The following is a 26,133-nucleotide window of genomic DNA, read 5'->3' as shown; positions in this document are numbered from 1 at the left end:
TCCTTGATGAAGTAGCGGTGAAGCAATCCTTGCAAACCGGGCTTTTTCAGTCACTGAACAACCCCGTCTCCCCCTGTTTTCGGCAGGCATGAAAAACCCCTTGGGCATCTCTGCACAAGGGGTTTTTATTTGCTTGAGCCAGTTGGCTCGCGCAATGATCAGACGTTGAAGCGGAAGTGCATCACGTCACCGTCCTTGACGATGTAGTCCTTGCCTTCCAGGCGCCATTTACCGGCTTCCTTGGCACCGCTTTCACCCTTGAACTGGATGAAGTCGTCATAGGCCACCACTTCGGCGCGGATGAAGCCTTTTTCGAAGTCGGTGTGGATCACGCCGGCGGCCTGCGGCGCGGTGGCGCCTACGCGTACGGTCCAGGCGCGCACTTCCTGCACGCCTGCGGTGAAGTAGGTCTGCAGGTTGAGCAGCTCGTAGCCGGCGCGGATCACGCGGTTCAGGCCAGGCTCTTCCAGGCCCAGGGCCTCGAGGAACATGTCCTTCTCTTCGCCGTCGTCCAGCTCGGCGATTTCGGCTTCGATCTTGTTGCACACCGGCACCACCACCGCGCCTTCTTCTTCGGCAATGGCCATGACCACGTCCAGATGCGGGTTGTTGTCGAAGCCGTCTTCGGCCACGTTGGCGATGTACATCACCGGCTTGCTGGTCAGCAGGTGGAAGCCACGGATCACGGCTTTCTCGTCGTCAGCCATGTTCTTCATCAGGCTGCGCGCCGGCTTGCCTTCGGTGAAGTGCGGGATCAGCTTCTCCAGAATGGCCTTTTGCGCCAGGGCTTCCTTGTCGCCGCCCTTGGCGTTGCGGGCAACCTTCTGCAGTTGCTTTTCGCAGCTGTCGAGGTCGGCGAAAATCAGCTCGAGGTCGATGATCTCGATGTCGCGCTTGGGGTCGACGCTGTTGGAAACGTGGATCACGTTCTCGTCTTCGAAGCAGCGCACCACGTGGGCGATGGCGTCGGTCTCGCGGATGTTGGCGAGGAACTTGTTGCCCAGGCCTTCACCTTTCGACGCGCCGGCCACCAGGCCTGCAATGTCGACGAACTCCATGGTGGTCGGCAGGATGCGGTTCGGTTTGACGATTTCGGCCAGTGCCGCCAAGCGCGCGTCGGGCATCGGCACGATGCCGCTGTTCGGCTCGATGGTGCAGAAGGGGAAGTTCTCCGCCGCGATGCCGGACTTGGTCAGGGCGTTGAACAGGGTGGACTTGCCGACGTTGGGCAGGCCGACGATGCCGCAATTGAAACCCATGGGAATTCCCCTCTAGAGAGTTGTCAGGCCTTCTGGCTGTGCAGCTCGCGCATCGCCTTGGCGAAGTCGCCAGCGAGCACGTCCGGCAGCACGCCGAGGGCAAAATCGATGCTGGCGTCGAGCTTCTCCTGCTCGGCGCGCGGCGCGCGGCCCAGGACGAAGTTGGAGACCAGTCTGGCGTCGCCCGGGTGGCCAATGCCAAGCCGCAGGCGGTGGAAGTCGTTCTGGTTGCCGAGCTGCGCGATGATGTCGCGCAGGCCGTTATGCCCGCCGTGGCCGCCGCCCTTCTTGAGCTTGGCAACGCCCGGGGGCAGGTCGAGTTCGTCGTGGGCCACCAGAATGGCGTCCGGTTTGATCCGGAAGAAATTCGCCAATGCCGCCACGGCCTGGCCGCTGCGGTTCATGTAGGTGGTGGGGATCAACAGACGAACATCGTTGCCCTGATGGCTGAACTTAGCCGTCAGGCCGAAATACTTTTTGTCAGCAGACAGCGATACGCGCTGGGCACTGGCAATGCGTTCAACGAAAAGAGCCCCTGCGTTATGCCGGGTCTGTTCGTATTCGGGGCCGGGGTTACCCAGGCCAACGATCAACTGGATGGCGGTCACGTCAGGGGCTCTTCCTTGGTGTTGGTGGGTTACGGTGCGCGCGGCACTGTAACCCGATCAACGCCGGCGTGCGAGTGGATTACTCGGCAGCGCCTTCAGCAGCGTCAGCGGCTACGCGCGGGGCGTGGACGTTGGCAACAGCTTTGTCATCACCGTGGGCCAGAGCGACGAACTCTACGCCTTTCGGAGCTTTCAGGTCCGACAGGTGGATGATGGTGCCGACTTCGGCGTTGGCCAGGTCGACTTCGATGAACTCAGGCAGGTCTTTGGCTTCGCAGGAAACTTCGATCTCGGAAACGACGTGCGAGATTTCGCCGCCTTTCTTGACCGGGGCTTCTTCGCCGACGAAGTGAACCGGTACCTTGGCGGTCAGTTTCTGGCCAGCAACGACGCGAACGAAGTCGGCGTGCATGATGAAGCCTTTGGCCGGGTGACGCTGCATGGCCTTGACCACGACGTTTTGCTTGGCGCCATCGACGTTCAGTTCGATTACGTGGCTGAAGGCAGCTTCGTTTTCGAACAGCTTGGCGATTTCCTTGGCCACGATGGTCAGGGATTGGGCTTCTTTATCGCCACCGTAAACAACGGCAGGGATGTTGGCGGAGTGACGCAGGCGGCGGCTCGCACCTTTCCCCAGGTCAGTACGCGCTTGGGCGTTCAGGATGAAGTCAGTCATTTTGTTTCTCCAAAATAGCCTCCCGAAAGGCGTTTGCGACCAGCGCCGGACGGGGATGGCAAAAAAGCCCCGCCCCAACAGCTGTTGGGGCGGGGCGCTTCATATCAACACGTGGTCCGCTTAGCGGAACATCGCGCTGATCGATTCTTCATTGCTGATGCGACGCATCGCTTCAGCGACAACCGGTGCGATATCCAGCTGGCGGATACGGTCACAGGCTTGAGCAGCGGCGGACAGCGGAACGGTGTTGGTCACCACCAGCTCGTCCAGCACCGACTTCTCGATGTTCTCGATCGCGCGGCCCGACAGGACAGGGTGCGTGCAGTAGGCGTAAACCTTGGCAGCGCCGTGTTCTTTCAGGGCCTTGGCCGCGTGGCACAGGGTGCCGGCGGTGTCGACCATGTCGTCCACCAGGATGCAGGTGCGACCTTCGACATCACCGATGATGTGCATCACTTCGGAGTGATTGGCCTTTTCGCGGCGTTTGTCGATGATACCCAGGTCGACGCCCAGGGACTTGGCGACGGCGCGGGCACGCACTACACCACCGATGTCCGGGGAGACGATCATCAGGTTCTCGAAACGCTGGTCTTCGATGTCGTCGACCAGTACGGGCGAGCCGTAGATGTTGTCGACGGGGATATCGAAGAAGCCCTGGATCTGGTCAGCGTGCAGGTCGACGGTGAGAACACGGTCGATACCCACGACAGTGAGCATGTCAGCGACGACTTTGGCGCTGATGGCTACACGTGCCGAACGCGGACGGCGGTCCTGGCGGGCGTATCCGAAGTAAGGAATCACGGCGGTGATTCGCGACGCTGAGGAGCGGCGGAAGGCGTCGGCCATCACTACCAGTTCCATCAGGTTGTCGTTGGTTGGGGCACAGGTCGGCTGAATGATGAAGACGTCTTTACCGCGAACGTTTTCGTTGATTTCAGCACTGATCTCGCCGTCGGAGAATTTACCGACAGACACATCACCCAGTGGAATATGCAGCTGACGTACGACACGCCGAGCCAGATCGGGGTTGGCATTCCCCGTGAAGACCATCATCTTGGACACGCGCAGTACCTGAAGGCTGAGGGTAACCTGGATGAGTAGAAGAAATGGCAGGGGCGGCTGGATTCGAACCAACGCATGGCAGGATCAAAACCTGCTGCCTTACCGCTTGGCGACGCCCCTGTATCTGTTGCTGCGAACGCTTATGCGCTCGACTTCTTGAGCAGGCTCTGCAGCTTGCGATGCAACATCGAAACGTTGCTTCCTTTCGCCACAAACCCTGTTTGGGTCTCTGAAAGAAGGGCCAGAACTCTATCAGCTTCGGCTTTGCTTGGGAAGGCCCCAAACACACAACTTCCAGTGCCGGTCATTCGAGCTTCTGTGTATTTACCCAGTGAATTCAACGCATTGCGAACTTCTGGATAACGTTGCTCTACTACCGGTTGGCAGTCATTTCGACTGTTTCCCTCGGGAACGGGGCGCATCTTAAGGGGGAGGGAATCACGTGTCAACTCTGGATGCGAAAAAATTTCCGCTGTGCTGACAGACACTTGCGGCACCAGCACGACGTACCACGGCTCTTCAGGGTCGACCGGGGTCAGTTGCTCGCCCACGCCCTGGGCAAATGCCGCGTGGCCACGCACGAATACCGGCACGTCGGCGCCCAAAGTCAGGCCCAGGGCGGCCAGGCGGTCTTCGTCCCAATCCAGCTGCCACAGGTGGGCCAGGGCCAGCAGGGTGGTGGCGGCGTCGGAGCTGCCGCCGCCGATACCGCCGCCCATGGGCAGCACCTTGTGCAGCCAGATGTCGGCGCCAAGCGCTGTGCCGGACTGCTGCTGCAGCAGGCGCGCGGCGCGCACGATCAGGTTGCTGTCGTGGGGCACACCGTCGATCTTGGTGTTCAGGCGTATCTGGCCGTCGTCACGCAGGGCAAAACCCAGCTCGTCAGCGTGGTCGAGAAACTGGAATACGGTTTCCAGCTCGTGGTAACCGTCCGGGCGCCGGCCGGTGATGTGCAGCCACAGGTTGAGCTTGGCCGGGGCCGGGAGCAGCAGCTGTTGCATGGTTTCAGTGCCCCAGCTGGCGCGGTTGCCAGTCTTTCACCACCAGCGTCACGTCGATGTTCTCGCCGTGCAGCTTCAGGCGCTCGGGCAGCCAATAGCCGTTCTGCTCGGTATAGCTGAGGTATTCCACCTGCCAGCCGTCCTGGGTCAGGGCGGCCAGGCGGCTGTCGCCGTTCAGGGTCAACTGGCTTTTGCTGTCGGGGGCCGGCAGGCCGCGTACCCACCACACCAGGTGCGACACCGGCAGGCGCCAGCCGAGCTGTTCTTCCAGCAGCGCTTCAGGGTTTTCGGCTTGATAGCGGCCCTGGTTGGCCACCTCCAGCGTGACGCCGCCGGGGCGGCCGGTCAGGCGTGCGGCGCCGCGGCCCAGCGGGCCGGCCAGGCGAATGTCGTAGTAGTCCTGGCGCTGCAGCCAGAACAGCGTGCCGCTGCCCGAGTCACGCGGGGCGCGGATGCCGACCTTGCCGTTGATCTGCCAGCCGTCGAGGGTGCTCAGCTGCTGCTTGTGCTCGCGCCACTGTTGCGGGTTGCCCTGGCCGCGCACGGCTTCTTTGCTTCCGAAGCCGGCGCAGCCGGCCAGCAGGGCGATGAGGGTGAAGGTGATGCAATGGCGCAGCAACATGATTTACAGGCTCTCGGATCCGGTCAGGCGCAGCAAGGTTTTGCGCAGGATGGGGCTGTCGGGCTGGGCTTCGAAGCCCTTGGCCCAGAACTGGCGGGCTTCGCGGCGTTTGCCGTTGGCCCACAGCACTTCGCCCAGGTGGGCGGCCACTTCATGGTCGGGGAAGCGCTCGAAGGCCTGTCGCAGCAGGCGCTCGGCCTCGTCGAGCTTGCCCATGCGGTAATTGACCCAGCCCAGGCTGTCGAGTACGGCCGGGTCGTCCGGGGTCAGCTGGTGGGCCTTGTCGATCAGTGCCTTGGCCTCGGCGTAGCGCGTGGTGCGGTCGGCCAGGGTGTAGCCCAGGGCGTTCAGGGCCATGGCGTTTTCCGGCTCGCGGGCGATGATCGCGCGCAGGTCCTTCTCCATTTCCGGCAGGTCGTCGCGTTTTTCGGCGAGCATGGCGCGGGTGTAGAGCAGGTTGAGGTCGTCGGGGTAACGCTTGATCGCCTGTTGCAGCACCTGGTCGGCCTGGGCCTCCTTGCCGTTGTTGCCCAGGCTCTCGGCTTCGATCAGGTACAGCTGGATGGCGTAGTCGGGCTGCGCTTCGCGGGCTTCGGCGAGCAGGCGCGAGGCCTCGGCGCTGCGGCCGTTGGCGATGAGAATATCGGCCTGGCGCAGCTGCGCCGGCAGGTAGTCGGGGCCGGCACCGACCAGGGCGTATTCACGCAGGGCCGAAGCCGGCAGGCCGCGCTCTTCGCGGATGCGGCCGAGGTTGAAGTGGGCGGCGTCGGCATTGCTGTCGCGCTCGACCATTTCCTGCAGGTAGCCCTCGGCTTCGTCCCAGTGCTTGGTTTCCATGCACACCAGGGCCAGCGAATAGCGCACTTCGTCGTCTTCGGGGTACTGCTGCAGCAGGCTTTCGAACTCGGCCTTGGCGTCATCGATGCGGTCCTGCTCGACCAGGGTGCGTGCATAGGTCAGGCGCAGGCGCTTGTCGTCGGGGTTGTCGCGGATCGCGCCGCGCAGCAGCGGCAGGGCTTCCGGGCCGCGGTCCATGGCCTGCAAAAGGCGGGCACGCAGCAAAATCGGGGCGATCTCGCCGTTTTGCGGCGGGTGCGCCTCGAGCAGGTCGAGTGCTTGCTCGGGCTTGTTGTCCTGGTTCAGCAGCAGCGCCTTGCCGAACACCAGTTGGCCGTTGTCGGGGTATTTCACCAGCAGGCGGTCGAAGCTCTGCATCAGGCCGTCGCGGGTGCTCTGGTCGGTCTCGGCGGCGGACAGCGCGAGGAAGTCGAAGTGGGTGTCGCCCTGGCCCTGCAGGACCTTCTCCATGTACACCATGGAGTCGTCGTAGCGCCCGGCGCGGGCCAGCTGAATGGCCGCGGCGCGCTGGGCATCGAGGTTTTGCGGGTCGTTGCGGGCCCAGATCAGCGCGCTGTCCAGGGCCGGCTCGTCAGCACCGAGGTACTCGGCGATGCGGTAGGCGCGCTCGGAAACCGCCGGGTCCTGGGTTTTTTCGGCCTGGTCGGCGTAGTTGGCCAGGGCGATGTCGAAGCGGTTGCGCTGGCCGGCCAGCTCCGCCACCAGCAGGCTGTACAGGGTGTCCTGCTTGAACGAGCCGTACACCACCGGTTTTTCCGCCTGCTTGTCGGCGTCGGCGGGCGACTGGGCGTCCGTCTTCGGGGCCAGGCTCTGGCAGCCTTGAAGCAGGGCGAGGGCGAGCAGCAGTGCGTAGGATTTATTCATATGAGGCTTAATAAAGAGGCTCAACCGGCGGTCGGAGCATGATGACACAAGCGCCGTGGCAAACCCACCCGCGCAACGTCCGGTTAACTGCGACCATGGCGGGGTGGGGGTGGTTCCTGAATGGCCACCGACCGCATCGCGGGGCAACAATAGCGAACGGTGGTTGTTCTGGAACCTGCGAAGTAGGACAATTATCGGCTTCACGTCCCAACCAGCGACCTTGCATGGCCTTTCTTGCACTTGGTATCAACCATAAGACTGCCTCGGTAGACGTACGCGAGCGCGTGGCGTTTACCCCAGAGCAGCTGGTCGACGCCCTGCAGCAGCTCTGCCGACTGACCGCCAGCCGCGAGGCGGCGATCCTGTCCACCTGCAACCGCAGCGAGCTTTATATAGAGCAGGACCACCTGTCCGCCGATGCCGTGCTGCAATGGCTGGCCGACTATCACCGGCTGAGCCTGGACGAACTGCGCGCCAGCGCCTACGTCCACGAAGAGCATGATGCGGTCAAGCACATGATGCGCGTGGCCTCGGGCCTGGACTCGCTGGTGCTGGGCGAGCCGCAGATTCTCGGCCAGATGAAGTCGGCCTACGCCGTGGCGCGCGAGGCCGGCACCGTCGGGCCGCTGCTCGGGCGGTTGTTCCAGGCCACCTTCAGCGCCGCCAAGCAGGTGCGCACCGACACTGCCATTGGCGAGAACCCGGTGTCGGTGGCCTTTGCCGCAGTGAGCCTAGCCCGGCAGATCTTCTCCGACCTGGGCCGCAGCCAGGCGCTGTTGATCGGCGCCGGCGAAACCATCACCCTGGTGGCCCGCCATCTGCACGAGCAGGGCGTACGCCGCATCGTCGTGGCCAACCGCACGCTGGAGCGGGCGAGCATTCTTGCCGAGCAGTTCGGCGCCCACGCGGTGCTGCTGTCGGATATCCCCCAGGAGCTGGCCAACAGCGATATCGTCATCAGCTCCACCGCCAGCCAGTTGCCGATTCTGGGCAAGGGCGCGGTGGAAAGCGCGCTGAAGCAGCGCCGGCACAAGCCGATCTTCATGGTCGACATCGCCGTGCCGCGGGATATCGAGCCGCAGGTAGGGGAGCTTGACGACGTGTACCTGTACACCGTCGACGACCTTCACGAAGTGGTGGCCGAAAACCTCAAGAGCCGCCAAGGCGCGGCCCAGGCGGCCGAAGAGCTGGTCTCGGTCGGCGCCGATGACTTCATGGTGCGCCTGCGCGAGCTGGCCGCAGTTGATGTGCTCAAGGCCTACCGCCAGCAAAGCGAGCGCCTGCGTGACGAAGAACTGCAAAAGGCCCTGCGCTTGCTGGGCAACGGCTCCAACCCCGAAGACGTGCTGATGCAGCTGGCCCGGGGGCTGACCAACAAGTTGCTGCACGCCCCCAGTGTGCAGCTGAAAAAGCTCTCTGCCGAAGGCCGCCTCGATGCGCTGGCCATGGCCCAGGAACTCTTTGCCCTCAACGAGGGCTCGACGGACAAACCCCCGCAATGAAAGCGTCGCTGCTGAACAAACTGGACACGCTCCAGGACCGCTTCGAGGAACTCACCGCCCTGCTCGGTGACGCCGAAGTCATTTCCGACCAGACGCGCTTTCGCGCCTACTCCCGCGAGTACGCCGAAGTCGAGCCGGTGATCGGCGCCTATAAAGAGTGGCGCAAGGTGCAGGACGACCTGGAGGGCGCCCAGGCGCTGCTCAAGGACGCCGACCCCGACCTGCGCGAAATGGCCGTGGAAGAAGTGCGCGAGGCCAAGGAGCAACTGGTGGGCCTGGAGTCGCAGTTGCAGCGCATGCTGCTGCCCAAGGACCCCAACGACGGGCGCAACGTGTTCCTCGAAATCCGTGCCGGTACCGGTGGCGACGAGGCGGCGATCTTCTCCGGCGACCTGTTCCGCATGTACTCGCGCTATGCCGAAAAACGCGGCTGGCGCCTGGAAATTCTCTCCGAGAACGAGGGCGAGCACGGCGGCTACAAGGAGATCATCGCCCGGGTAGAGGGCGACAGCGTGTACGGCAAGCTCAAGTTCGAGTCTGGCGCGCACCGCGTGCAGCGCGTGCCCGAGACCGAGTCGCAAGGCCGTATCCACACCTCGGCGTGCACCGTGGCGGTACTGCCCGAGCCGGACGAGCAGGTAGCCATCGAGATCAACCCCGCCGACCTGCGGGTGGACACCTACCGCGCCTCCGGCGCCGGCGGCCAGCACGTCAACAAGACCGACTCGGCGATCCGCATCACCCACTTGCCCACCGGCATCGTGGTCGAATGCCAGGAAGAGCGTTCGCAGCACAAGAACCGTGCCCGCGCCATGTCCTGGCTGTCGGCCAAGCTCAACGACATGCAGACCAGCGCCGCACAGAACGCCATCGCCAGCGAGCGCAAGCTGCTGGTGGGCTCGGGCGACCGCTCCGAGCGCATCCGTACTTACAACTACCCGCAGGGTCGGGTTACCGACCACCGCATCAACCTCACCCTTTACTCCCTGGACGACATCCTCGCCGGTGGCGTGGATGCGGTGATCGAGCCGCTGCTGGCCGAATACCAGGCCGATCAGCTGGCCGCCCTGGGGGACTGACATGACCATCATCGCCAGCCTGCTGCGCAACGCGCAGTTGCCCGAATCGCCCTCCGAGCGCCTGGACGCCGAGCTGCTGCTGGCCGCCGCCCTGGGCAAGTCGCGCAGCTACCTGCACACCTGGCCGGAGCGCATCGTCAGCAGCGAGGCGGCCGAAACCTACGCCGGTTACCTCGCGCGCCGCCGCGCCGGTGAGCCGGTGGCCTACATCCTGGGCCAGCAGGGCTTCTGGAAGCTCGACCTGGAGGTGGCGCCGCACACGCTGATCCCGCGCCCGGACACCGAGCTGCTGGTGGAAACCGCGCTGGAACTGGTGCCGGCCAAACCGGCCCGGGTGCTCGACCTGGGCACCGGCACTGGCGCCATCGCCCTGGCCCTGGCCAGCGAGTGCCCGGCCTGGCAGGTGACGGCGCTCGACCGTGTCGAGGAGGCCGTGGCCCTGGCCGAGCGCAACCGCCAGCGCCTGGGGCTGGGCAATGTGCAGGTGCGTACCAGCCACTGGTACAGCGCACTGGCCGGCGAGCGCTTCGACCTGATTCTGAGCAACCCGCCTTACATCCGCGCTGCCGACCCGCACCTGGTCGAAGGCGACGTGCGCTTTGAACCCAGCAGTGCCTTGGTAGCCGGTGAAGACGGCCTGGACGACCTGCGGCTGATCGTCGCCCAAGCCCCGCAGCACCTGCTGCCCGGTGGCTGGCTGTTGCTCGAGCACGGTTACGACCAGGCCGCCCAGGTGCGCGAACTGCTCGTTGCTGCCGGCTTCGCCGAGGTGGCCAGCCGTATCGACCTGGGCGGGCATGAACGCATCAGCCTGGGGCGCCTGCCATGCTGAGCGACCAGGAACTGCTGCGTTACAGCCGCCAGATCCTGCTGTCGCAGGTGGACATCGACGGCCAGTTGCGCCTGAAACACGGCAAGGCCCTGGTGGTCGGCCTTGGCGGCCTGGGCTCGCCGGTGGCGTTGTACCTGGCAGCAGCCGGTGTGGGCGAACTGCACCTGGCCGACTTCGACAGCGTCGACCTGACCAACCTGCAACGCCAGGTCATCCACGACAGCGCCAGCGTCGGCATGAGCAAGGTAGATTCGGCGATCCAGCGCTTGCAGGCGATCAACCCCGAGGTCGCGCTGATCGCCCATCGCCAGGCACTGGACGAAGACTCGCTGGCCGCGGCCGTTGCCGCGGTGGACGTGGTGCTCGACTGCTCCGACAACTTCGGTACCCGCGAGGCGGTCAACGCCGCTTGCGTGGCAGCCGGCAAGCCACTGGTCAGCGGTGCGGCCATCCGCCTCGAAGGCCAGCTGTCGGTGTTCGACACCCGGCGTGACAACAGCCCCTGCTACCACTGCCTGTACGGCCATGGCAGCGAGGCCGAGCTGACCTGCAGCGAGGCCGGGGTGCTTGGCCCGCTGGTGGGCCTGGTGGGCAGCCTGCAGGCGCTGGAGGCGCTCAAGCTGCTGGCCGGCTTTGGCGAGCCGCTGGTGGGCCGGTTGCTGCTGATCGACGCCCTGAGCACCCGCATGCGTGAGCTTCGGGTCAAGCGCGACCCGGCCTGCGCCGTGTGCGCCAACCGCCATGGCTGAACGTTCGGCGCCGGTGGGCGTGATGGACTCGGGGGTCGGCGGCTTGTCGGTGCTCGCCGAGATCCAGCGCCTGCTGCCCAACGAGTCCTTGCTGTACGTGGCTGACAGCGGCCATGTGCCCTACGGCGAGAAAACCCCCGACTACATTCGCCAGCGCCTGCGCCATATCGCCGGGTTCTTCCACGAGCAGGGTGCCAAGGCCATGGTGCTGGCCTGCAACACCGCCACCGTGGCGGCGGTGGCCGACCTGCGCGAGCGCCACCCGCACTGGCCGCTGGTGGGCATGGAGCCTGCGGTCAAGCCAGCGGCAGCGGCCACCCGCTCCGGCGTGGTCGGCGTGCTGGCCACCACCGGCACATTGCAAAGTGCCAAATTCGCCGCCTTGCTCGACCGCTTTGCAAGTGACGTGCAGGTGATCACCCAGCCGTGCCCGGGCCTGGTCGAGCGCATCGAGGCCGGCGACCTGGCAAGCCCGGTGCTGCGCGAGCTGCTTGCCGGTTACCTGCAACCGCTGTTGGCGGCGGGCTGCGACACGGTGATTCTCGGCTGCACGCATTATCCCTTCCTGCGCCCGCTGCTGGCCGGCATGGTCCCGGCCGATGTGGCGATCATCGACACCGGCGCCGCCGTGGCGCGGCAACTGCAACGGCTGCTGAGCGCCCGCGAGCTGTTGGCCGAAGGGCCGGCGCGGGCTACGCGATTCTGGAGCAGCGCCGACCCAGGCAGCCTGGAAAAAGTCCTGCCGTTGCTCTGGCATAAACCCGAAAGCGTGCAACGCTTGCCGATGTGAAAGAAGTGTGAAAAGTGGTTGGAACTATCGTTCCATCGCCGGTTTCTACCTTTCAGCCTGCGCGCCAGGCGAACACTTACAACAACATCAGGAAGAAGGGTGTTTCTCATGAAGAAACTCTGTGTTTTGGCGGCGGTTGCCGCTGTTTCGCTGGGGCAGGTATTGGCCGTTCATGCCGCAGACATTTCATTTTCGGTAGGGCAGACCGGTGATTCGACCATGGTCTACCGCCTGGGGCTGCAGTCGAACTGGGACGCCAGCTGGTGGCAAACCAGCGTCGGGCGCCTGACAGGCTATTGGGATGGGGCCTATAGCTATTGGGACGGTGACGAGACTGCCAGCAACCACAGCCTGTCGTTTGCACCGGTGTTCGTCTATGAGTTTGCCGGCGAGTCGGTGAGGCCTTACATCGAGGCCGGTATTGGCGTGGCGGCGTTCTCCAGCACCGAGCTTGAGAGCAACGAGCTGGGTTCATCGTTCCAGTTCGAGGACCGCATCGGCTTCGGCCTGCGTTTTGCCGGGGGGCATGAGGTGGGCATTCGCGCCATTCACTATTCCAATGCCGGCATCAAGCAACCCAACGATGGGGTGGAGAGCTACGCGCTGCATTACCGCATGGCGCTGTAAAAGCCAGCGCTTCCCCCCGGTGCCATCTGCCGCGGGCCTGCTTCGCGGCTAAAGCCGCTCCCACAGAGATTACATGAGCTTCACTGTAGGAGCCGGCTTGCCGGCGATGAGGCCGGAACAGGCAGCACAAGACAATTGCTCCCACAGGTATCGAGCCGGTTACCTTACTCAGGCAGCGGCCACAGCCTGTCGGGCCTGAGCACCTCGAGCACCAGCTCCGGCTGACGTTCCTCTAGCCGTGCGATCAGCTCCTGGGCAGTGCGCTCGGGCGTCCAGTCCTCAGGCGTGGCCAGGGGCAACGGGCTATTCAGCGGCTGGGGGGCCACCAGCGTCAGGTGGATGCCCAGGGCTTTCAGGCTGGCGCGTTGATCGCGCAGCCATTGCACCAGGCTGTTGCTGGCAGACGCCGGCTGGGTCGGGTGGTACAGCTGTTGCGCGCTATAGCGGCTGAGCACGGCCATTACTTGCGGCCGCTCACCCTTGGCCAGCAATGGCAAGGCGGCTTTCAAGCAAAGCTCGGTCGCCCTGAGGTTGCTGCTGGCGATCGCCTCGAACAGTTGATCCTGCGCAAGACCTGCCGGCAGGTAATCGCAGACGCCGGCATTGATCAACAACGTGTCGAGTGCACCCCAGTTTTGCTCCAGGCGTTGGTTGGCCGAGGCGTCCTGGCCGCTTTCGTGCAGCTGGCCGGGCAGGCGCAGCACGCTGTGCTGTGCTTCGCCCAATGGTTCTGGAAGCTGGTTGTCCTTGCTGCTTATGGCGACCCGGTGCCCCTGTTCAAGGGCGTGGTTTACCAAGGCCAGGCCAAGTGCTTCGGTAGCTCCGGTAATCCAGAAACGGCGTGAAATGCTCAAGTGTAAATCCCCTGATCCTGCCAGCCGGGACAAACCCTTGTAGGCGTCAAGACCCGCTGGCGACTACTGTCAAGATCGACTTTCGGATGTGCGCAATAACTTGTAGCAAATAGAACGATGTATTTCATTGCCTGGTGAAGGGTTTTTCTGCCATTCCCTGTAACTGCGACGCCTCATTCGAATGAATGGTTCGATATTGCCTGGGTGCTTCAGATGAATTGGCAAATGCTGGCATCTCAAACCGGTGTCCTGCTCTTCAAGCATGCCCCTCGTGATCCTGCCACCCGGACAAGCCCTTGAAGGCCTCCAGTGCCCGCTGGCGGCTGCTGTCCAGGTCGACGATCGGGCGGACGTAATGGTCGGTTGCAAACAAATCGGACGCTTTGGCCGGGTAATGCACGGTCTTTTCGTCCAAGCCCTGCAGCTCTGACAACCAATGGCGGATGAATACTCCTTTCGTATCGAAACGCTGCGACTGGGTGACCGGGTTGAAGATGCGAAAGTACGGCACCGCATCAGTGCCAGTGGAGGCGCTCCATTGCCAGCCGCCGTTGTTGGCAGCCAGGTCGCCGTCGATCAGGTGGCGCATGAAGTGCCGCTCGCCCTCACGCCAGTCGATCAGCAGGTTCTTGCTGAGGAACATCGCGACGATCATGCGCAGGCGGTTATGCATCCAGCCGGTGTGCAGCAGCTGGCGCATCGCCGCGTCGATGATCGGGAAGCCGGTGCGGCCTTCTTTCCAGGCTTGCAGGTCACCTGGCGCGTCACGCCATGGCAGGTGCTCGGTGTGGGCGCGGAAGGCGCGGTGCCGGGACACCTGTGGATAACCCACCAGAATGTGCTTGTAGAACTCGCGCCAAAGCAGCTCGTTGACCCAGGTCTGCACCCCGGCGTTGCCGCTGTCGAACTCGCCGTGGTTGCTGGCAAGGGCGGCGTGCAGGCACTGGCGCGGCGAGATCACCCCGGCGGCAAGATAGGGCGACAGCTGGCTGGTGCCTTGCTTGGCCGGCAGGTCGCGCTGTTGCGGGTAGTCCTCCACGCGTTCGTCGATAAAGCGGGCCAGGCGCTGGTGCGCTTCGTCTTCGCCGGCCGGCCAGTGTTCGCGCAGTGCTCGCGGGGTGCCTTCAAAGCCCTCGATGTGCTGCGGTATCGGGTCGCTGTCGATGGCCAGCGGGGCCTGGGCCTTCACCTGCGCGGCGCGGGCCGGAAGGCTGCGGTGCAGGTGCTCCAGGCACACCCGCTTGAACTGGCTGAATACCTGAAAGTAATGGCCGGCGCGGGTGAGGATGGTGCCGGGCTGGAACAGCAACTGGTCGAGGTGGCCGTGGGCGGCGATGCCCTCGCTTTGCAAGCGCTGGCGGGTGGCTTGATCGCGATGGGCCTCGTTGACCCCGTACTCGTCGTTCCAGTGCACCGCTTCGATGGCATGCTGGCGGCAGACCTTGAGCACGGTTTGCGGCACATCGGCCCAGGTATCGGTGTGGCGCACCAGCAGCGGGATGTTCAGCGCCTGCAGGCCTTCACGCAGCTGGCGCAGGTTACGCAGCCAGAAGTCCACCTTGCAGGCGGCATCGTCATGGGCCTGCCACTGGCCGGGGCTGGCAACCCACAAGGCGATGGTCGGCCCGCGCTGGCAGGCGGCTGCCAGGGCGGTGTTGTCGTCGATGCGCAGGTCGCTGCGCAGCCAGATCAATTGCATGGGGTGTCCGCGGTCAGGGTTGCAGGAGGGCGCGCAGAGCGGCCTGGGGGCTGTCGAACAACTGTGTGTCGGGCAGCTCCAACTGCCGAAGTTCGCCTTGGTGCAGGCTCAGGGTCGGGCCGCCGAGCAGCTTGGGCGTGTCGATGTCTTTCAGCACCCGCGCCCAGGCGGCGAGGTCTGGGCGCTTGCCCAGGTGCAGTAGCACGGCCCGCGGTTGCAGCAGTTCCACGGCTTGGCGCAGCTGGCGTGGTTCCACCGGCCATTCGAGAATCTCCAGGGGCTGGCCATTGCTGCTGAGCAGCCAGGCACACAGCCAGAATTCGGCATCGAAGACGGTGTCGTCGGTACGTGCCAGCAGCACGGCGGGGCCGGCCAGGGAGTGGCTGTCGTGGTACACCCGGGCGCCCAGCTTGCTGCGCAGCCAGGTGTTGAAGAAGGCCTGTTCCAGGCGTGCGTCGAAGTGCGACTGCCAACGCCGGCTCAAGGTGCCGAGCAGTGGCAGCAGCAGGTGCTCGCACACGGTCACGGCCGGGTACAGGGCCATGGCCTGGTTGAGCAACTGGTCGAGCTGGCGCTGCGCCAGGCGGCCGACGGCGTCGGTCATCTGGCCGATGCGCTCGCCCCATTCACCGGTAACCTCGGTGGTGGCGTGGGCGGCGTTGTCGAGCAGCTCGCGCACCTGGCTCACGGCAGCGCCGCGTTCGAGCCAGAGCAGCACATCGTGCACGCGCTGTACCTGGTCCTGTGGATAAAGCCGGTGGCCCTTGGCCGTGCGCTGGGGTTTGATCAGGCCGTAGCGGCGCTCCCAGGCGCGCAGGGTGACCGGGTTGACCCCGGTCAGCCGGGCCACTTCGCCGATGGGTAGCAGGTCGTCAGATTGCATTGCGTAGTCCAAGGTTCTCGGGGTGAGGCTGCAGGTAGGCCTGCTGCGTCAGGTAGGGGGTGGGGTGCTTGCGCAGGTGGTGCTTGAGCAGGGTCAGCGGCACCACCAGCGGCACCACGCCACTTTGGTACTGCTCGATCAGTTGCTTGAGCTCGGCCTTGTCAGCCTGGCCCAGTTCGTTGCGCAGGTAGCCGCTCAGGTGCAGCAGCACGTTGCAATGGTTACCGCGGCTGGCGCAGCGGCGCAGGGCCTGCATCAGCTGGCTGAAGTAACGGGGGCCGACGTGTTGCGGGTCGTCGTCGCGGGTCATGCTGCCCAGCAGCTTGCCCAGGGTGCGATAGGCGTGCGGGTTATGGGCCAGCAGCAGGTATTTGTACCGGGCGTGAAAGCTCACCAGCGCGCCTCGGCTCAGGCCCTGCAGCAGCAGTTGCTGCCAGTCGGCGTAGGCGTACACGCGGCTGATGAAGTTCTCGCGCAGCACCGGGTCGTGCAGGCGGCCTTCTTCTTCCACCGGCAGGTCCGGGCGGTTATCGCAAAAGGCGGCGGCGTAGGCGCCCCGGGCATTTTTGAGGGCAGGGCGACCATTGTCCTGATACACCTTGACCCGCTCCAGCCCGCAGGAAGGAGACTTTTGCATGAACACGTAGCCGCAGATATCGTCGAGCTCGCCTGCCATCTGTTCACCGTAGGCGCGCAAAGGGCCGGACAGGTCGGTGGCGCTGTCGCGGCTGCCGGTGACGATGGGGTGCTCGGGATCGCCCACCAAGCGGATCGGCTCGCGGGGAACGCCCAGGCCAATGGCGACTTCAGGGCAGACGGTCACCCAGTCAAAATGCTCGCCGAGCAGCTGCCGGCACAGGTCGGAGTGCTTGTGGCCTGCGTTGTAGCGTACGTCGTGGCCGGCCAGGCATGCGCTGATAGCGATGCGAGGCTTGCGGCCGGGTGGGGAAACATTCATCGCGGCCTCCGGAATAGGCTTGTACAAATTGAATGTGTTGTACAAGTCTATTCCAGCACAAAACCGAACTTATACAAATAGCCTTTTGTGTATAAGCCTGTTGAAACTATTCCAGGTGCTCGAGCAAACGCCGGGCTGCTTCCTGGCCGCTGAGCCAGGCACCCTCGACGCGGCCCGACAGGCACCAGTCGCCGCAGGCATAAAGGCCTTGGTCGGCATCGGCCAGTGCGCCCCATTCGTGGGTGCCGGCAGGGCGCGCGTACAACCAGCGGTGGGCAAGGGCGAAGGTCGGTGGCGGCACCACGCAGCCGACCAGCTCGGCGAATTCGCCCCACAGCTGTTCGATGACGCTTTCCTTGGTCAGGTCGATGTGCTGCTTGCTCCAGTCCGAGGTGGCGTGCAGCACCCAGGTATCGAGCTGCTCGTCACGGCCGGGCTTGCTGCGGTTGCGGGCCAGCCAGTCGAGCGGGTTATCCTGCACGAAGCAGCCTTGCATGGGAGTTTCCAGAGCGTTCTGAAAGCCCAGGGCGACGGCCCAAGTGGGTTCCATCTGCACGCCTGCGGCCACGGCAGCGAGCTTGGGGGTGGCGGCCAGCAGCGGGGTGGCCTGGGGCGCCGGCACGGCGATCACCACCCGGCTGAACGGGCCGTGGCTGCAGCCTTCGGTATCCTGCAGGTGCCAGTATTGCTTGCCGCGGAACACCTCGGCGATGCGGCAGCCGAAGTTGACCGTGACGTCCTTGAGCAGGCCGCGGGTGATGGCGCTCATGCGCGGCACGCCGACCCAGCGGGTTTGTTCATCGGGGGAGGGGGTCAGTTCACCGTCGCGGTAGTTGTACAGTTGTGGTTTCCATTGCGCGGCCCAGCCGGCGGCGACCCATAGCTGCACCTGCTCGACGAAGCGCCGGTCGCGGGCGGTGAAGTACTGGGCGCCGAGGTCCAGCGCGCCGGCTTCGCTGCGCTTGCTGGCCATGCGCCCGCCACTGCCGTGGCCCTTGTCGAACAGGTGGACGTTCTGCCCGGCCTTTTGCAGCGCCTGGGCGGCGGAAAGGCCGGCGATACCGGCCCCGATGATGGCGATTGGTACAGTCATGATGGCCTCTTCGAACCTTGCTGTGTTGCAGCCTACGCTGCCAGGCAAACCTGTACAATGCACAAATACTGTATAAGGATATTCCGCTCGAGATACAGGTTGGCCTATGGTTTATCCGAGAGCGTTCGGTCAAAAAAGTGCCTTGATCTTAAAAATAGACCACGGCTGCCAACTGTGAGGACACAGCCATGCATATATTGCTGACCGGTGGTACCGGGTTGATCGGCCGCCACCTGTGCCAGCTGTGGCACGGGCAGGGCCATCGCCTGACCGTATGGAGCCGCAGCCCCGGCGAGGTGGCGAAACACTGCGGCCCGGGCGTGCGCGGCATCGCCCGGCTGGATGAAATTGCCCATGACGATGCGGTGGATGCGGTGGTCAACCTGGCCGGCGCGCCCATCGCCGACCGGCACTGGACCGCAGCCCGGCGCAACTTGCTGTGGGCCAGCCGCATAACCCTCACCGAGCGGTTGCTAGCCTGGATGGAGGGCCGCGAGCAGCGCCCTGAAGTGCTGGTTTCCGGTTCGGCGGTGGGCTGGTATGGCGACGGCGGCGAGCGCGAGCTGAGCGAGGTCTCGCCACCGGTAAAGGAAGACTTCGCCAGCCAGTTGTGCATCGCCTGGGAAGAAACCGCCAGCCGCGCCGAGACCCTCGGCATCCGTGTGGTGCTGGTGCGTACCGGGTTGGTGCTGGCCAGCGACGGCGGCTTTTTGTCGCGCCTGCTGCTGCCTTACAAGCTGGGGCTGGGCGGGCCTTTGGGCAATGGCCGGCAGTGGATGCCCTGGGTGCATATCGACGACCAGATCGCCCTGATAGATTTTCTATTGCAGCACAAGGACTGCCGCGGTCCTTATAATGCCTGCGCCCCGGAGCCGGTGCGCAACCGCGAGTTCGCCAAGTGCCTGGGCCGCACCTTGCATCGGCCGGCCTTCCTGCCGGTGCCGGCGCTGCTGCTCAAGGCCGGGCTGGGCGAGCTGTCGACGCTGCTGCTGGGTGGCCAGCGCGCGCGCCCGGTGCGGCTGCTGGCCGCCGGTTTCACGTTCCGCTACAACGATCTGCAATCGGCCCTGGACGCGCTGTCCAGCCGCCTCTGACATAGGACGCTGCATGACCGATCATGCCCTGCTGCTGGTCAACCTGGGTTCGCCGGCATCCACCTCGGTGGCCGACGTGCGCCGTTACCTCAACCAGTTCCTCATGGACCCGTACGTGATCGACCTGCCTTGGCCGGTGCGGCGCTTGCTGGTATCGCTGATCCTGATCAAGCGCCCCGAGCAGTCGGCCCATGCCTATGCCTCGATCTGGTGGGATGAGGGCTCGCCGCTGGTGGTGCTGACCCGCCGCCTGCAGCAAGCGATGAAGGCCCACTGGCCCCATGGCCCGGTGGAAATTGCCATGCGCTACGGCCAGCCGGCCTTGCCCGAGGTGCTGGAGCGCCTGGCCGCCCAGGGCGTGCGCAAGGTCACTTTGGCGCCCTTGTACCCGCAGTTTGCCGACAGCACCGTCACCACCGTGGTGGAGCTGGCCAGGCAGACCATCGCTGCGCGCAACCTGCCGCTTGAAACCCGCGTGCTGCAGCCGTTCTACGAGCACCCCGAATACATCGATGCCCTGGTGGCCAGTGCCAGGCCGCACCTGGAGCAGGATTACGACCACCTGTTGCTGAGCTTCCATGGCCTGCCCGAACGCCATCTGAAAAAACTCGACCCTACCGGCACGCACGACTTCCAGGCTGCCGACTGCTGCGCCGGCGCCAGCCCGGAGATGCGCGCTGTGTGTTACCGCGGCCAGTGCCTGGCCACGGCCAAGGCCTTCGCGGCGAAGATGGGCATCCCCGATGGCAAGTGGTCGGTGTCGTTCCAGTCGCGGTTGGGCCGGGCCAAGTGGATCGAGCCCTATACCGAGACCCGCCTGGATGAGTTGGCCAAGGCCGGGGTGAAGAAGCTGCTGGTGATGTGCCCGGCGTTCGTCGCCGACTGCATCGAGACGCTGGAAGAGATCGGCATGCGCGGCAGCGAGCAGTTCGTCGAGGCCGGTGGTGAGCAGCTGGTGCTGGTGCCGTGCCTGAATGATCACCCGGAGTGGGTGCGGGTGTTGGCGGGGATGTGCGAGAAGGTTTGAGTTTCGGTAAGTCTGTACCGGCCTCTTCGCGGGGCAAGCCCGCTCCTACAGAGGATTGCGTTTCCCTGTAGGAGCGGGCTTGCCCCGCGAAGAGGCCCTGTCAGGCTAACGCCGCATCAAGGCTGCTGATCATCCAGCTGCTTGTGCTTCCAGCCATCATTGCCCGGCAAGAGCAGGTTCAGGGCAATGGCCACGATGGCGCACAGGGCGATACCCTTCAGGCCCCAGTCGTCCGGGCCGTCGCCGCTGCCGATCAGCACGCCGCCAATACCGAACACCAGGGTCACCGAAACGATCACCAGGTTGCGCGCTTCACTCAGGTCGACTTTGTGGCGGATCATGGTGTTCAAGCCCACCGCCGCGATGGAGCCGAACAGCAGGCATAGAATGCCGCCCATCACCGGTACCGGAATGCTCTGCAGCAGCGCGCCGAACTTGCCGATGAAGGCCAGGGTGATGGCGAAGACCGCCGCCCAGGTCATGATCTTCGGGTTGTAGTTCTTGGTCAGCATCACCGCGCCAGTCACTTCGGCGTAGGTGGTGTTGGGCGGGCCGCCGAACAGGCCGGCTGCGGTGGTGGCCAGGCCATCGCCAAGCAGGGTGCGGTGCAGGCCTGGCTTTTTCAGGTAGTCACGGCCGGTCACGCTGCCCACGGCGATGACGCCACCGATGTGTTCGATCGCCGGGGCCAGGGCCACCGGGACGATGAACAGGATGGCCTGCCAGTTGAACGCGGGTGCGGTGAAGTTAGGCAGCTCAAGCCAAGGGGCAGCGGCGATTTTTGCGGTGTCGACCACGCCAAAGGCGAACGACAGGGCAAAGCCCACCAGCACGCCGGCAATGATCGGCACCAGGCGGAAGATGCCCTTGCCGAACACGGCCACGATCAGGGTGGTCAGCAGCGCCGGCATGGAGATCAGCATGGCGGTCTTGTATGGCATCAGCGCTGCGCCGTCACCACCCTTGCCCATGGCCATGTTGGCGGCAATCGGCGCCATGGCCAGGCCGATGGAAATGATCACCGGGCCGATGACTACCGGGGGCAGCATGCGGTCGATGAAACCGGTGCCCTTGATCTTCACCATCAGGCCCATGAAGGTGTACACGAAGCCTGCCGCCATCACCCCGCCCATGGTCTCGGCCAGGCCGAACTGGCCCTTGGCGAGAATGATCGGGGTAATGAAGGCAAAGCTCGAAGCCAGGAACACCGGCACCTGACGGCCCGTGACCAGCTGGAACAGCAAGGTGCCGATGCCGGCGGTGAACAGGGCCACGTTGGGGTCCAGGCCTGTGATCAGCGGCATCAGCACCAGCGCGCCGAATGCCACGAAGAGCATCTGCGCGCCTGAGACGACCTGGCGCCACAGCGGGTCGTTGAAGCCGTCCTGCATGGTCAGGCGTCCTTCTGTTTGGTGCCGAAGATCTTGTCACCGGCATCGCCCAGGCCCGGCACGATGTAGCCGTGCTCGTTCAGGCGCTGGTCGATGGAGGCGGTGTAGATCTGCACGTCCGGGTGGGCCTTTTCTACCACTTCGATGCCTTCCGGGGCGGCGACCAGCACCATGGCGCGGATCTCCTTGCAGCCGGCCTTTTTCAAAAGGTCGATGGTGGCGACCATCGAGCCGCCGGTGGCCAGCATCGGGTCGATGATCAGGGCCAGGCGCTGGTTGATGTCCGGGGCGAGCTTTTCAAGATAGGTGTGCGCCTCGAGGGTTTCCTCGTTGCGGGCAACGCCCACGGCGCTGACCTTGGCGCCCGGAATCAGGCTGAGCACGCCGTCGAGCATGCCGATACCGGCGCGCAGAATAGGCACCACGGTGATCTTCTTGCCGGCGATTTTCTCGACTTGCACCTTGCCGCACCAGCCGTCGATTTCGTAGGTTTCCAGCGGCAGGTCCTGGGTGGCTTCATAGGTCAGCAGCGCGCCGACTTCCTGGGCGAGTTCGCGAAAATTCTTGGTGCTGATGTCGGCGCGGCGCATCAGGCCGAGCTTGTGGCGGATCAGCGGATGGCGGATCTCACGAGTGGGCATAGGGGGGCTCCGGAAGGCGGGCAAAAAAACCGCGCTAGGTTAATCTATTCAGTCCTGCCTGTCGTGCAGTCATTGTGCACGTTAGTCCATAAAGGCTTGATCTGGGACGAGCGGATGCGTACCTTTGCCCGCTTTTCCAAAACGCCCCCCTGGAGAGCGCCATGTCCGCCGATCTCGAGCACATCCGTCAAGTCATGCGCGAGGCAGACTGCCTGTACAACGAAGCCGAAGTCGAAGCGGCGATCGCCAAGGTCGGCGAGCAAATCTGCAAGGACCTGCACGACAAGAACCCGGTGGTCTTCTGCGTGATGAACGGCGGCCTGATCTTTGCCGGCAAGCTGCTCACCCACCTGCAGTTCCCGCTGGAAGCCTCGTACCTGCACGCCACCCGCTACCGCAACCAGACCAGCGGCGGCGAGCTGTTCTGGAAGGCCAAGCCTGAAGTGTCGTTCATCGACCGCGACGTGCTGATCGTCGACGACATCCTCGATGAGGGCCACACCCTCAGCGCCATCATCGAGTTCTGCAAGCACGCCGGCGCCCGCTCGGTGCATACCGCCGTGCTGATCGACAAGGACCACGACCGCAAGGCCAGCCCGGACCTGAAAGCCAGCTATGTCGGCCTGCCCTGCGTGGACCGCTACATCTTCGGCTACGGCATGGATTACAAGGGCTACTGGCGCAACGCCAACGGCATCTTCGCCGTCAAAGGCCTGTAAGCCATGCGCCAGCCTGCGTTCCTCGACCAGTCTTTGTTCGCCGGGCTGGCTGCACAGGCTGCGGCCAACCCCCGTGGCCGCCAGCACCACAACCTGCATGAAATGGCCGAGCCGTGCCACCGCATGGCCGTGGGCCTGCAGCCTGATACCTACATCCCGCCGCACCGCCACCTGAGCGAGGACAAGGCCGAAGCGCTGATCGTGCTCAAGGGGCGCTTGGGGCTGCTGATTTTCGACGATAACGGCGGCCTGCTCGACAAGCGCGTACTGCAGGCGGGCGGCGACTGCCTGGGTGTCGACCTGGCGCCGGGCACTTACCACGGGTTGGTGGTGCTGGAGCCGGACAGCATCCTGTTCGAATGCAAGGCCGGGCCCTACCGGCCGGTAGGCGAGGGCGAGCATGCCCACTGGGCGCCGCGTGAAGGCGAGCCGGGTGTGGCCGATTACCAAGCCTGGATGCGCGCGCAGTTCGACTGAAGCGGCCCCAGAGTCCCAGGCGGTTCGAAAGGGTCGGCTCATCAGGGCAAACCCACCATGCTAGAGTGCCCCTTCATGCCAAGGAGCCCCACATGCGTGCGATCTTCCCCCTGCTGCTGGCGGTGAGCCTGCCACTGTCCGCCGCCCCGCTGCACAGCCAGTTCCTGCCTGCTGACGACCTTTCGCTGCGCCAGCAAGCGCCTACCGCCCAGCAACTGCTGCAAGTCACCGACTACTCGGTGGTGGTGGGTACCCAGCGCCAGTCCGACCAGCAACCCATCCCGATCACCGCCTCGCTGCAGATGCGCCTGAAGGGCAAGCCGATGAACAAGGGCGCGACCATCGCCCAGGTGCTGCTCAACTTCGACGGCGAGGGTGGCAAGAGCCTGAAGAAGCCGGTGTTCGACGACAAGACCCGCACCCTGACCCTCAACTACCCCATGGCCGACTACCGGGTGATCATGGACCTGCTGCGCAACGAAACCCTCTACGTGCAGTTTCTCAGCTACCCCAACGGCCACATCTGGGCCGACCTGCACACCGGCACCGTACGTACGCGTTGAGGCAGGCGGGGCCGGGGGTTACACTGCCGGCCTTCGAAATTCCGTGATGGCTTAGTTGGAGTCGGCGATGCGTAAAGACAAGAAACAGGTGATTGGTGACGAGATCAGCGATGACTACATCAAGAGCTTCCTGCAATTCGAGCCGGCCGATGGCCTGACCTCGCCCTCGCACCACAAGCTGATCAAGGCCTACCGTGGCCTGCGTGTCGACGACTTCGAGCGTTTTGTCGGCTTCTTCGTCGAGGCCGGGTATGACGTGGACGGCAAGGACGAGCACGGCAAGACCTTCGTCGAAGTGATCGCCGACCAGCGCAATGCGCCGGAATACATCGAGATCATCGGTAACGCCCGCGGCTGATCGCTAGCCTGCTTGGGCCTCTTCGCGGGCAAGCCCGCTCCCACAGGTTTTGCACATGCCCGAGGGCAGTGCTGTTCCTGTGGGAGCGGGCTTGCCCGCGAAGAGGCCGTGACAGGCTGACGAAGATTCCAAGCACAAAAAAACGCCCCGAAGGGCGTTTTTTCGTTTCAGCCAGCTACTTAGGCGTAGTGCTTGGCCGGGCTGCTTTCCACCAGTTCCAGCGCCACGTCGTTGTCGGCGCTGATCTTGTGGTACAGCGCGGCATCGACAGCCAGCACCTTCTCGCGGGCCGGGAAGATCTCCTTGAGCTTGCCAGCCCAGGCGCCCTTGGCCTGCTCCGGGAAGCAGCGCTCGATCAGCTCGAGCATGATCGACACGGTCACCGAGGCGCCCGGGGATGCGCCGAGCAGCGCAGCCAGGCTGCCGTCCTGAGCCGAGACCAGCTCGGTACCGAACTGCAGGATGCCGCCCTTCTTCGGGTCCTTCTTGATGATCTGCACGCGCTGGCCAGCCACTTCCAGGCGCCAGTCCTCGGCCTTGGCCTCGGGGTAGAAGCGGCGCAGCGACTCCAGGCGTTGCTCCATCGACTGCATCACTTCGCTGACCAGGTACTTGGTCAGGTCCATGTTGTCGCGGGCTACCGCCAGCATCGGGCCGATGTTGCCCATGCGCACCGACAGCGGCAGGTCCATGAACGAGCCGTGCTTGAGAAACTTGGTGGTGAAGCCGGCGTACGGGCCGAACAGCAGCGACTTCTTGCCGTCGACCACGCGGGTGTCCAGGTGCGGCACCGACATCGGCGGGGCGCCGACTGCGGCCTGGCTGTAAACCTTGGCCTGGTGCTGCTTGACGATTTCCGGGTTGTCGCAACGCAGCCACTGGCCGCTGACCGGGAAGCCGCCAAAGCCTTTGCTTTCCGGGATGCCGGAAGCCTGCAGCAGCGGCAGGGCCGCGCCACCGGCGCCGAGAAACACGAAGCGGGCGTCGACTTCACGGCTGCTACCGCTGTTGACGTCCTTGATGCTCACGGTCCAGCCGCTGGCGTTACGGCGCAGGCCGACGACCTTCTTGCTGTACTTGACCTGCGCGTCCGGGGTGTTGCCCAGTTGCTTGAGCAGCTTGTTGGTCAGGGCGCCGAAGTTGACGTCGGTGCCTTTCATCACGCGGGTGGCGGCGATGCGCTGGTCGGCCGGGCGGCCCGGCATCATCAGCGGCATCCAGTCGTTCATCACGCCCTTGTCTTCGGTGTACTCCATCTCGGCGAAGGCATGGTGCTGCTTGAGCAGCTCGAAGCGCTTCTTGAGGAAGTCGACACCCTTGTCACCTTCGACGTAGCTCAGGTGCGGGACCGGGTTGATGAAGGCGCGCGGCGAGCCGAAGCTGCCTTTTTTGGCAAGGTAGGCCCAGAACTGGCGCGATACCTCGAACTGGGTATTGATGTGCACGGCCTTCTTGATGTCGATGCTGCCATCGGCGGCCTGCGGGGTGTAATTCAGCTCGCACAGGCCGGCATGGCCGGTACCTGCGTTGTTCCAGGGGTTGGAACTTTCAGCGGCCCCGGAGTCCATGGCCTCGACGACCTCAAGCTTCAGGGTCGGGTCAAGCTCCTTGAGCAGTACGGCCAGGGTGGCACTCATGATGCCCGCGCCTACCAGTACTACATCAACCGATTCGTTCTGCGCCATTTAACGCGTCTCCACAATCTACAGCTACCTAATTGACAGCATAGGACCACTGGGGTTGCCAGGGGCGCCATGTCCGACTCTTCGCAGTTCTTGCTACTTGCGCAGACACCGCCAATCAGCCTTCGGGTTGCGATATTGAACCCTGATTGCCACGGGTGCGGC

Annotated in this window: 27 protein-coding genes and 1 tRNA gene; 12 read left to right on the top strand and 16 right to left on the bottom strand. The window is 64.4% G+C overall.

Annotation, left to right across the window (positions count from 1 at the left end):
• Positions 1–158: 158 nt before the first annotated feature.
• The 8 genes from ychF to KSS93_RS25555 form a co-directional block, all read right to left on the bottom strand.
• Positions 159–1,259 carry a redox-regulated ATPase YchF gene (gene ychF, locus KSS93_RS25590; protein ID WP_217886518.1) on the bottom strand — a complete coding sequence of 367 codons (1,101 nt, stop codon included), beginning with the start codon at positions 1,257–1,259 and terminating at the stop codon, positions 159–161.
• A 23-nt stretch (positions 1,260–1,282) separates the two neighbouring features.
• Positions 1,283–1,867, bottom strand: a complete 585-nt coding sequence (gene pth, locus KSS93_RS25585) for an aminoacyl-tRNA hydrolase (RefSeq protein ID WP_217886517.1) — start codon at positions 1,865–1,867, stop codon at positions 1,283–1,285.
• A 79-nt stretch (positions 1,868–1,946) separates the two neighbouring features.
• Positions 1,947–2,543 carry a 50S ribosomal protein L25/general stress protein Ctc gene (locus KSS93_RS25580; protein ID WP_217840352.1) on the bottom strand — a complete coding sequence of 199 codons (597 nt, stop codon included), beginning with the start codon at positions 2,541–2,543 and terminating at the stop codon, positions 1,947–1,949.
• Positions 2,544–2,663: 120 nt separating this feature from the next.
• Positions 2,664–3,605, bottom strand: coding sequence for a ribose-phosphate pyrophosphokinase (locus KSS93_RS25575; RefSeq protein WP_217840351.1), 942 nt, complete (start codon positions 3,603–3,605; stop codon positions 2,664–2,666).
• A gap of 45 nt (positions 3,606–3,650) precedes the next feature.
• Positions 3,651–3,725 (bottom strand) — tRNA-Gln (locus KSS93_RS25570).
• Positions 3,726–3,745: 20 nt separating this feature from the next.
• Positions 3,746–4,606 carry a 4-(cytidine 5'-diphospho)-2-C-methyl-D-erythritol kinase gene (gene ispE / locus KSS93_RS25565; protein WP_217886516.1) on the bottom strand — a complete coding sequence of 287 codons (861 nt, stop codon included), beginning with the start codon at positions 4,604–4,606 and terminating at the stop codon, positions 3,746–3,748.
• Positions 4,607–4,610: 4 nt separating this feature from the next.
• A complete protein-coding gene (gene lolB / locus KSS93_RS25560; protein ID WP_217886515.1) occupies positions 4,611–5,228 on the bottom strand; it encodes a lipoprotein insertase outer membrane protein LolB in 618 nt (205 codons plus the stop codon).
• Between the two features lie 3 nt (positions 5,229–5,231).
• The gene (locus tag KSS93_RS25555; protein WP_217886514.1) at positions 5,232–6,950 is read right to left on the bottom strand and encodes a tetratricopeptide repeat protein; all 1,719 of its coding nucleotides are present in this window, start codon (positions 6,948–6,950) and stop codon (positions 5,232–5,234) included.
• Positions 6,951–7,174: 224 nt separating this feature from the next.
• On the opposite strand from KSS93_RS25555, the gene hemA reads away from it, so the two are divergent.
• The 6 genes from hemA to KSS93_RS25525 all read left to right on the top strand — a co-directional run bounded on the left by hemA (position 7,175) and on the right by KSS93_RS25525 (position 12,529).
• Positions 7,175–8,452: a glutamyl-tRNA reductase gene (gene hemA, locus KSS93_RS25550; protein ID WP_217886513.1), complete on the top strand. Its 1,278-nt coding sequence runs from the start codon at positions 7,175–7,177 to the stop codon at positions 8,450–8,452.
• A complete protein-coding gene (gene prfA, locus KSS93_RS25545) occupies positions 8,449–9,531 on the top strand; it encodes a peptide chain release factor 1 (protein WP_186662811.1) in 1,083 nt (360 codons plus the stop codon). The genes hemA and prfA overlap by 4 nt, the downstream gene beginning before the upstream one ends.
• 1 nt (position 9,532) lies before the next feature.
• The gene (gene prmC, locus KSS93_RS25540) at positions 9,533–10,363 is read left to right on the top strand and encodes a peptide chain release factor N(5)-glutamine methyltransferase (protein WP_217886512.1); all 831 of its coding nucleotides are present in this window, start codon (positions 9,533–9,535) and stop codon (positions 10,361–10,363) included.
• The gene (locus tag KSS93_RS25535) at positions 10,357–11,112 is read left to right on the top strand and encodes a molybdopterin-synthase adenylyltransferase MoeB (protein WP_217886511.1); all 756 of its coding nucleotides are present in this window, start codon (positions 10,357–10,359) and stop codon (positions 11,110–11,112) included. The genes prmC and KSS93_RS25535 overlap by 7 nt, the downstream gene beginning before the upstream one ends.
• The gene (murI, locus tag KSS93_RS25530; protein ID WP_217886510.1) at positions 11,105–11,902 is read left to right on the top strand and encodes a glutamate racemase; all 798 of its coding nucleotides are present in this window, start codon (positions 11,105–11,107) and stop codon (positions 11,900–11,902) included. The genes KSS93_RS25535 and murI overlap by 8 nt, the downstream gene beginning before the upstream one ends.
• Positions 11,903–12,010: 108 nt before the next feature.
• A complete protein-coding gene (locus tag KSS93_RS25525; RefSeq protein WP_217886509.1) occupies positions 12,011–12,529 on the top strand; it encodes an acyloxyacyl hydrolase in 519 nt (172 codons plus the stop codon).
• A 164-nt stretch (positions 12,530–12,693) separates the two neighbouring features.
• Here KSS93_RS25525 and KSS93_RS25520 read toward each other — a convergent pair whose 3' ends face one another.
• From KSS93_RS25520 to KSS93_RS25500, 5 genes are all read right to left on the bottom strand, one after another.
• Complete coding sequence (locus KSS93_RS25520) at positions 12,694–13,383, bottom strand: SDR family NAD(P)-dependent oxidoreductase (RefSeq protein ID WP_217886508.1); 690 nt, start codon at positions 13,381–13,383, stop codon at positions 12,694–12,696.
• Between the two features lie 256 nt (positions 13,384–13,639).
• Positions 13,640–15,082 (bottom strand): deoxyribodipyrimidine photo-lyase, encoded by a 1,443-nt coding sequence (gene phrB / locus KSS93_RS25515; RefSeq protein WP_217886507.1) that lies wholly within the window; start codon positions 15,080–15,082, stop codon positions 13,640–13,642.
• Between the two features lie 13 nt (positions 15,083–15,095).
• Complete coding sequence (locus tag KSS93_RS25510) at positions 15,096–15,965, bottom strand: MerR family transcriptional regulator (protein WP_217886506.1); 870 nt, start codon at positions 15,963–15,965, stop codon at positions 15,096–15,098.
• Positions 15,955–16,923 (bottom strand): YbgA family protein, encoded by a 969-nt coding sequence (locus KSS93_RS25505; protein ID WP_217886505.1) that lies wholly within the window; start codon positions 16,921–16,923, stop codon positions 15,955–15,957. The genes KSS93_RS25510 and KSS93_RS25505 overlap by 11 nt, the downstream gene beginning before the upstream one ends.
• A gap of 106 nt (positions 16,924–17,029) precedes the next feature.
• Positions 17,030–18,016: an NAD(P)/FAD-dependent oxidoreductase gene (locus tag KSS93_RS25500; RefSeq protein WP_217886504.1), complete on the bottom strand. Its 987-nt coding sequence runs from the start codon at positions 18,014–18,016 to the stop codon at positions 17,030–17,032.
• 188 nt (positions 18,017–18,204) lie between these two features.
• Here KSS93_RS25500 and KSS93_RS25495 point away from each other — a divergent pair, with 188 nt between their 5' ends.
• Both KSS93_RS25495 and hemH read left to right on the top strand, forming a co-directional pair.
• Positions 18,205–19,110 carry a TIGR01777 family oxidoreductase gene (locus tag KSS93_RS25495; protein ID WP_217886503.1) on the top strand — a complete coding sequence of 302 codons (906 nt, stop codon included), beginning with the start codon at positions 18,205–18,207 and terminating at the stop codon, positions 19,108–19,110.
• A gap of 13 nt (positions 19,111–19,123) precedes the next feature.
• A complete protein-coding gene (gene hemH / locus KSS93_RS25490; protein WP_217886502.1) occupies positions 19,124–20,137 on the top strand; it encodes a ferrochelatase in 1,014 nt (337 codons plus the stop codon).
• 116 nt (positions 20,138–20,253) lie between these two features.
• On the opposite strand, the gene KSS93_RS25485 is transcribed toward hemH, so the two are convergent.
• A complete protein-coding gene (locus KSS93_RS25485) occupies positions 20,254–21,528 on the bottom strand; it encodes a uracil-xanthine permease family protein (RefSeq protein WP_217886501.1) in 1,275 nt (424 codons plus the stop codon).
• Positions 21,529–21,530: 2 nt separating this feature from the next.
• Positions 21,531–22,169, bottom strand: a complete 639-nt coding sequence (upp, locus tag KSS93_RS25480; RefSeq protein WP_011532223.1) for a uracil phosphoribosyltransferase — start codon at positions 22,167–22,169, stop codon at positions 21,531–21,533.
• 161 nt (positions 22,170–22,330) lie between these two features.
• On the opposite strand from upp, the gene KSS93_RS25475 reads away from it, so the two are divergent.
• The 4 genes from KSS93_RS25475 (at position 22,331) to KSS93_RS25460 (ending at position 24,286) form a co-directional block, all read left to right on the top strand.
• Positions 22,331–22,888 (top strand): hypoxanthine-guanine phosphoribosyltransferase, encoded by a 558-nt coding sequence (locus tag KSS93_RS25475; protein ID WP_217886500.1) that lies wholly within the window; start codon positions 22,331–22,333, stop codon positions 22,886–22,888.
• 3 nt (positions 22,889–22,891) lie between these two features.
• On the top strand, positions 22,892–23,365 hold the full coding sequence (locus KSS93_RS25470) for a WbuC family cupin fold metalloprotein (protein WP_217886499.1): 474 nt from the start codon (positions 22,892–22,894) through the stop codon (positions 23,363–23,365).
• A gap of 92 nt (positions 23,366–23,457) precedes the next feature.
• Positions 23,458–23,928, top strand: coding sequence for a hypothetical protein (locus KSS93_RS25465; RefSeq protein WP_217886498.1), 471 nt, complete (start codon positions 23,458–23,460; stop codon positions 23,926–23,928).
• Between the two features lie 67 nt (positions 23,929–23,995).
• Positions 23,996–24,286 carry a PA4642 family protein gene (locus KSS93_RS25460; RefSeq protein ID WP_217886497.1) on the top strand — a complete coding sequence of 97 codons (291 nt, stop codon included), beginning with the start codon at positions 23,996–23,998 and terminating at the stop codon, positions 24,284–24,286.
• A 179-nt stretch (positions 24,287–24,465) separates the two neighbouring features.
• Here the strand turns inward: KSS93_RS25460 and mqo are convergent, their stop codons facing one another.
• Positions 24,466–25,971 carry a malate dehydrogenase (quinone) gene (mqo, locus tag KSS93_RS25455; protein WP_217886496.1) on the bottom strand — a complete coding sequence of 502 codons (1,506 nt, stop codon included), beginning with the start codon at positions 25,969–25,971 and terminating at the stop codon, positions 24,466–24,468.
• Positions 25,972–26,133 lie beyond the last annotated feature (162 nt).

The organism is Pseudomonas xanthosomatis (genome assembly GCF_019139835.1).
Classification (GTDB): domain Bacteria; phylum Pseudomonadota; class Gammaproteobacteria; order Pseudomonadales; family Pseudomonadaceae; genus Aquipseudomonas; species Aquipseudomonas fakonensis.
The sequence above is the reverse complement of the archived record's forward strand: the minus strand, read 5'-3'. Positions and strand labels throughout refer to the sequence as shown.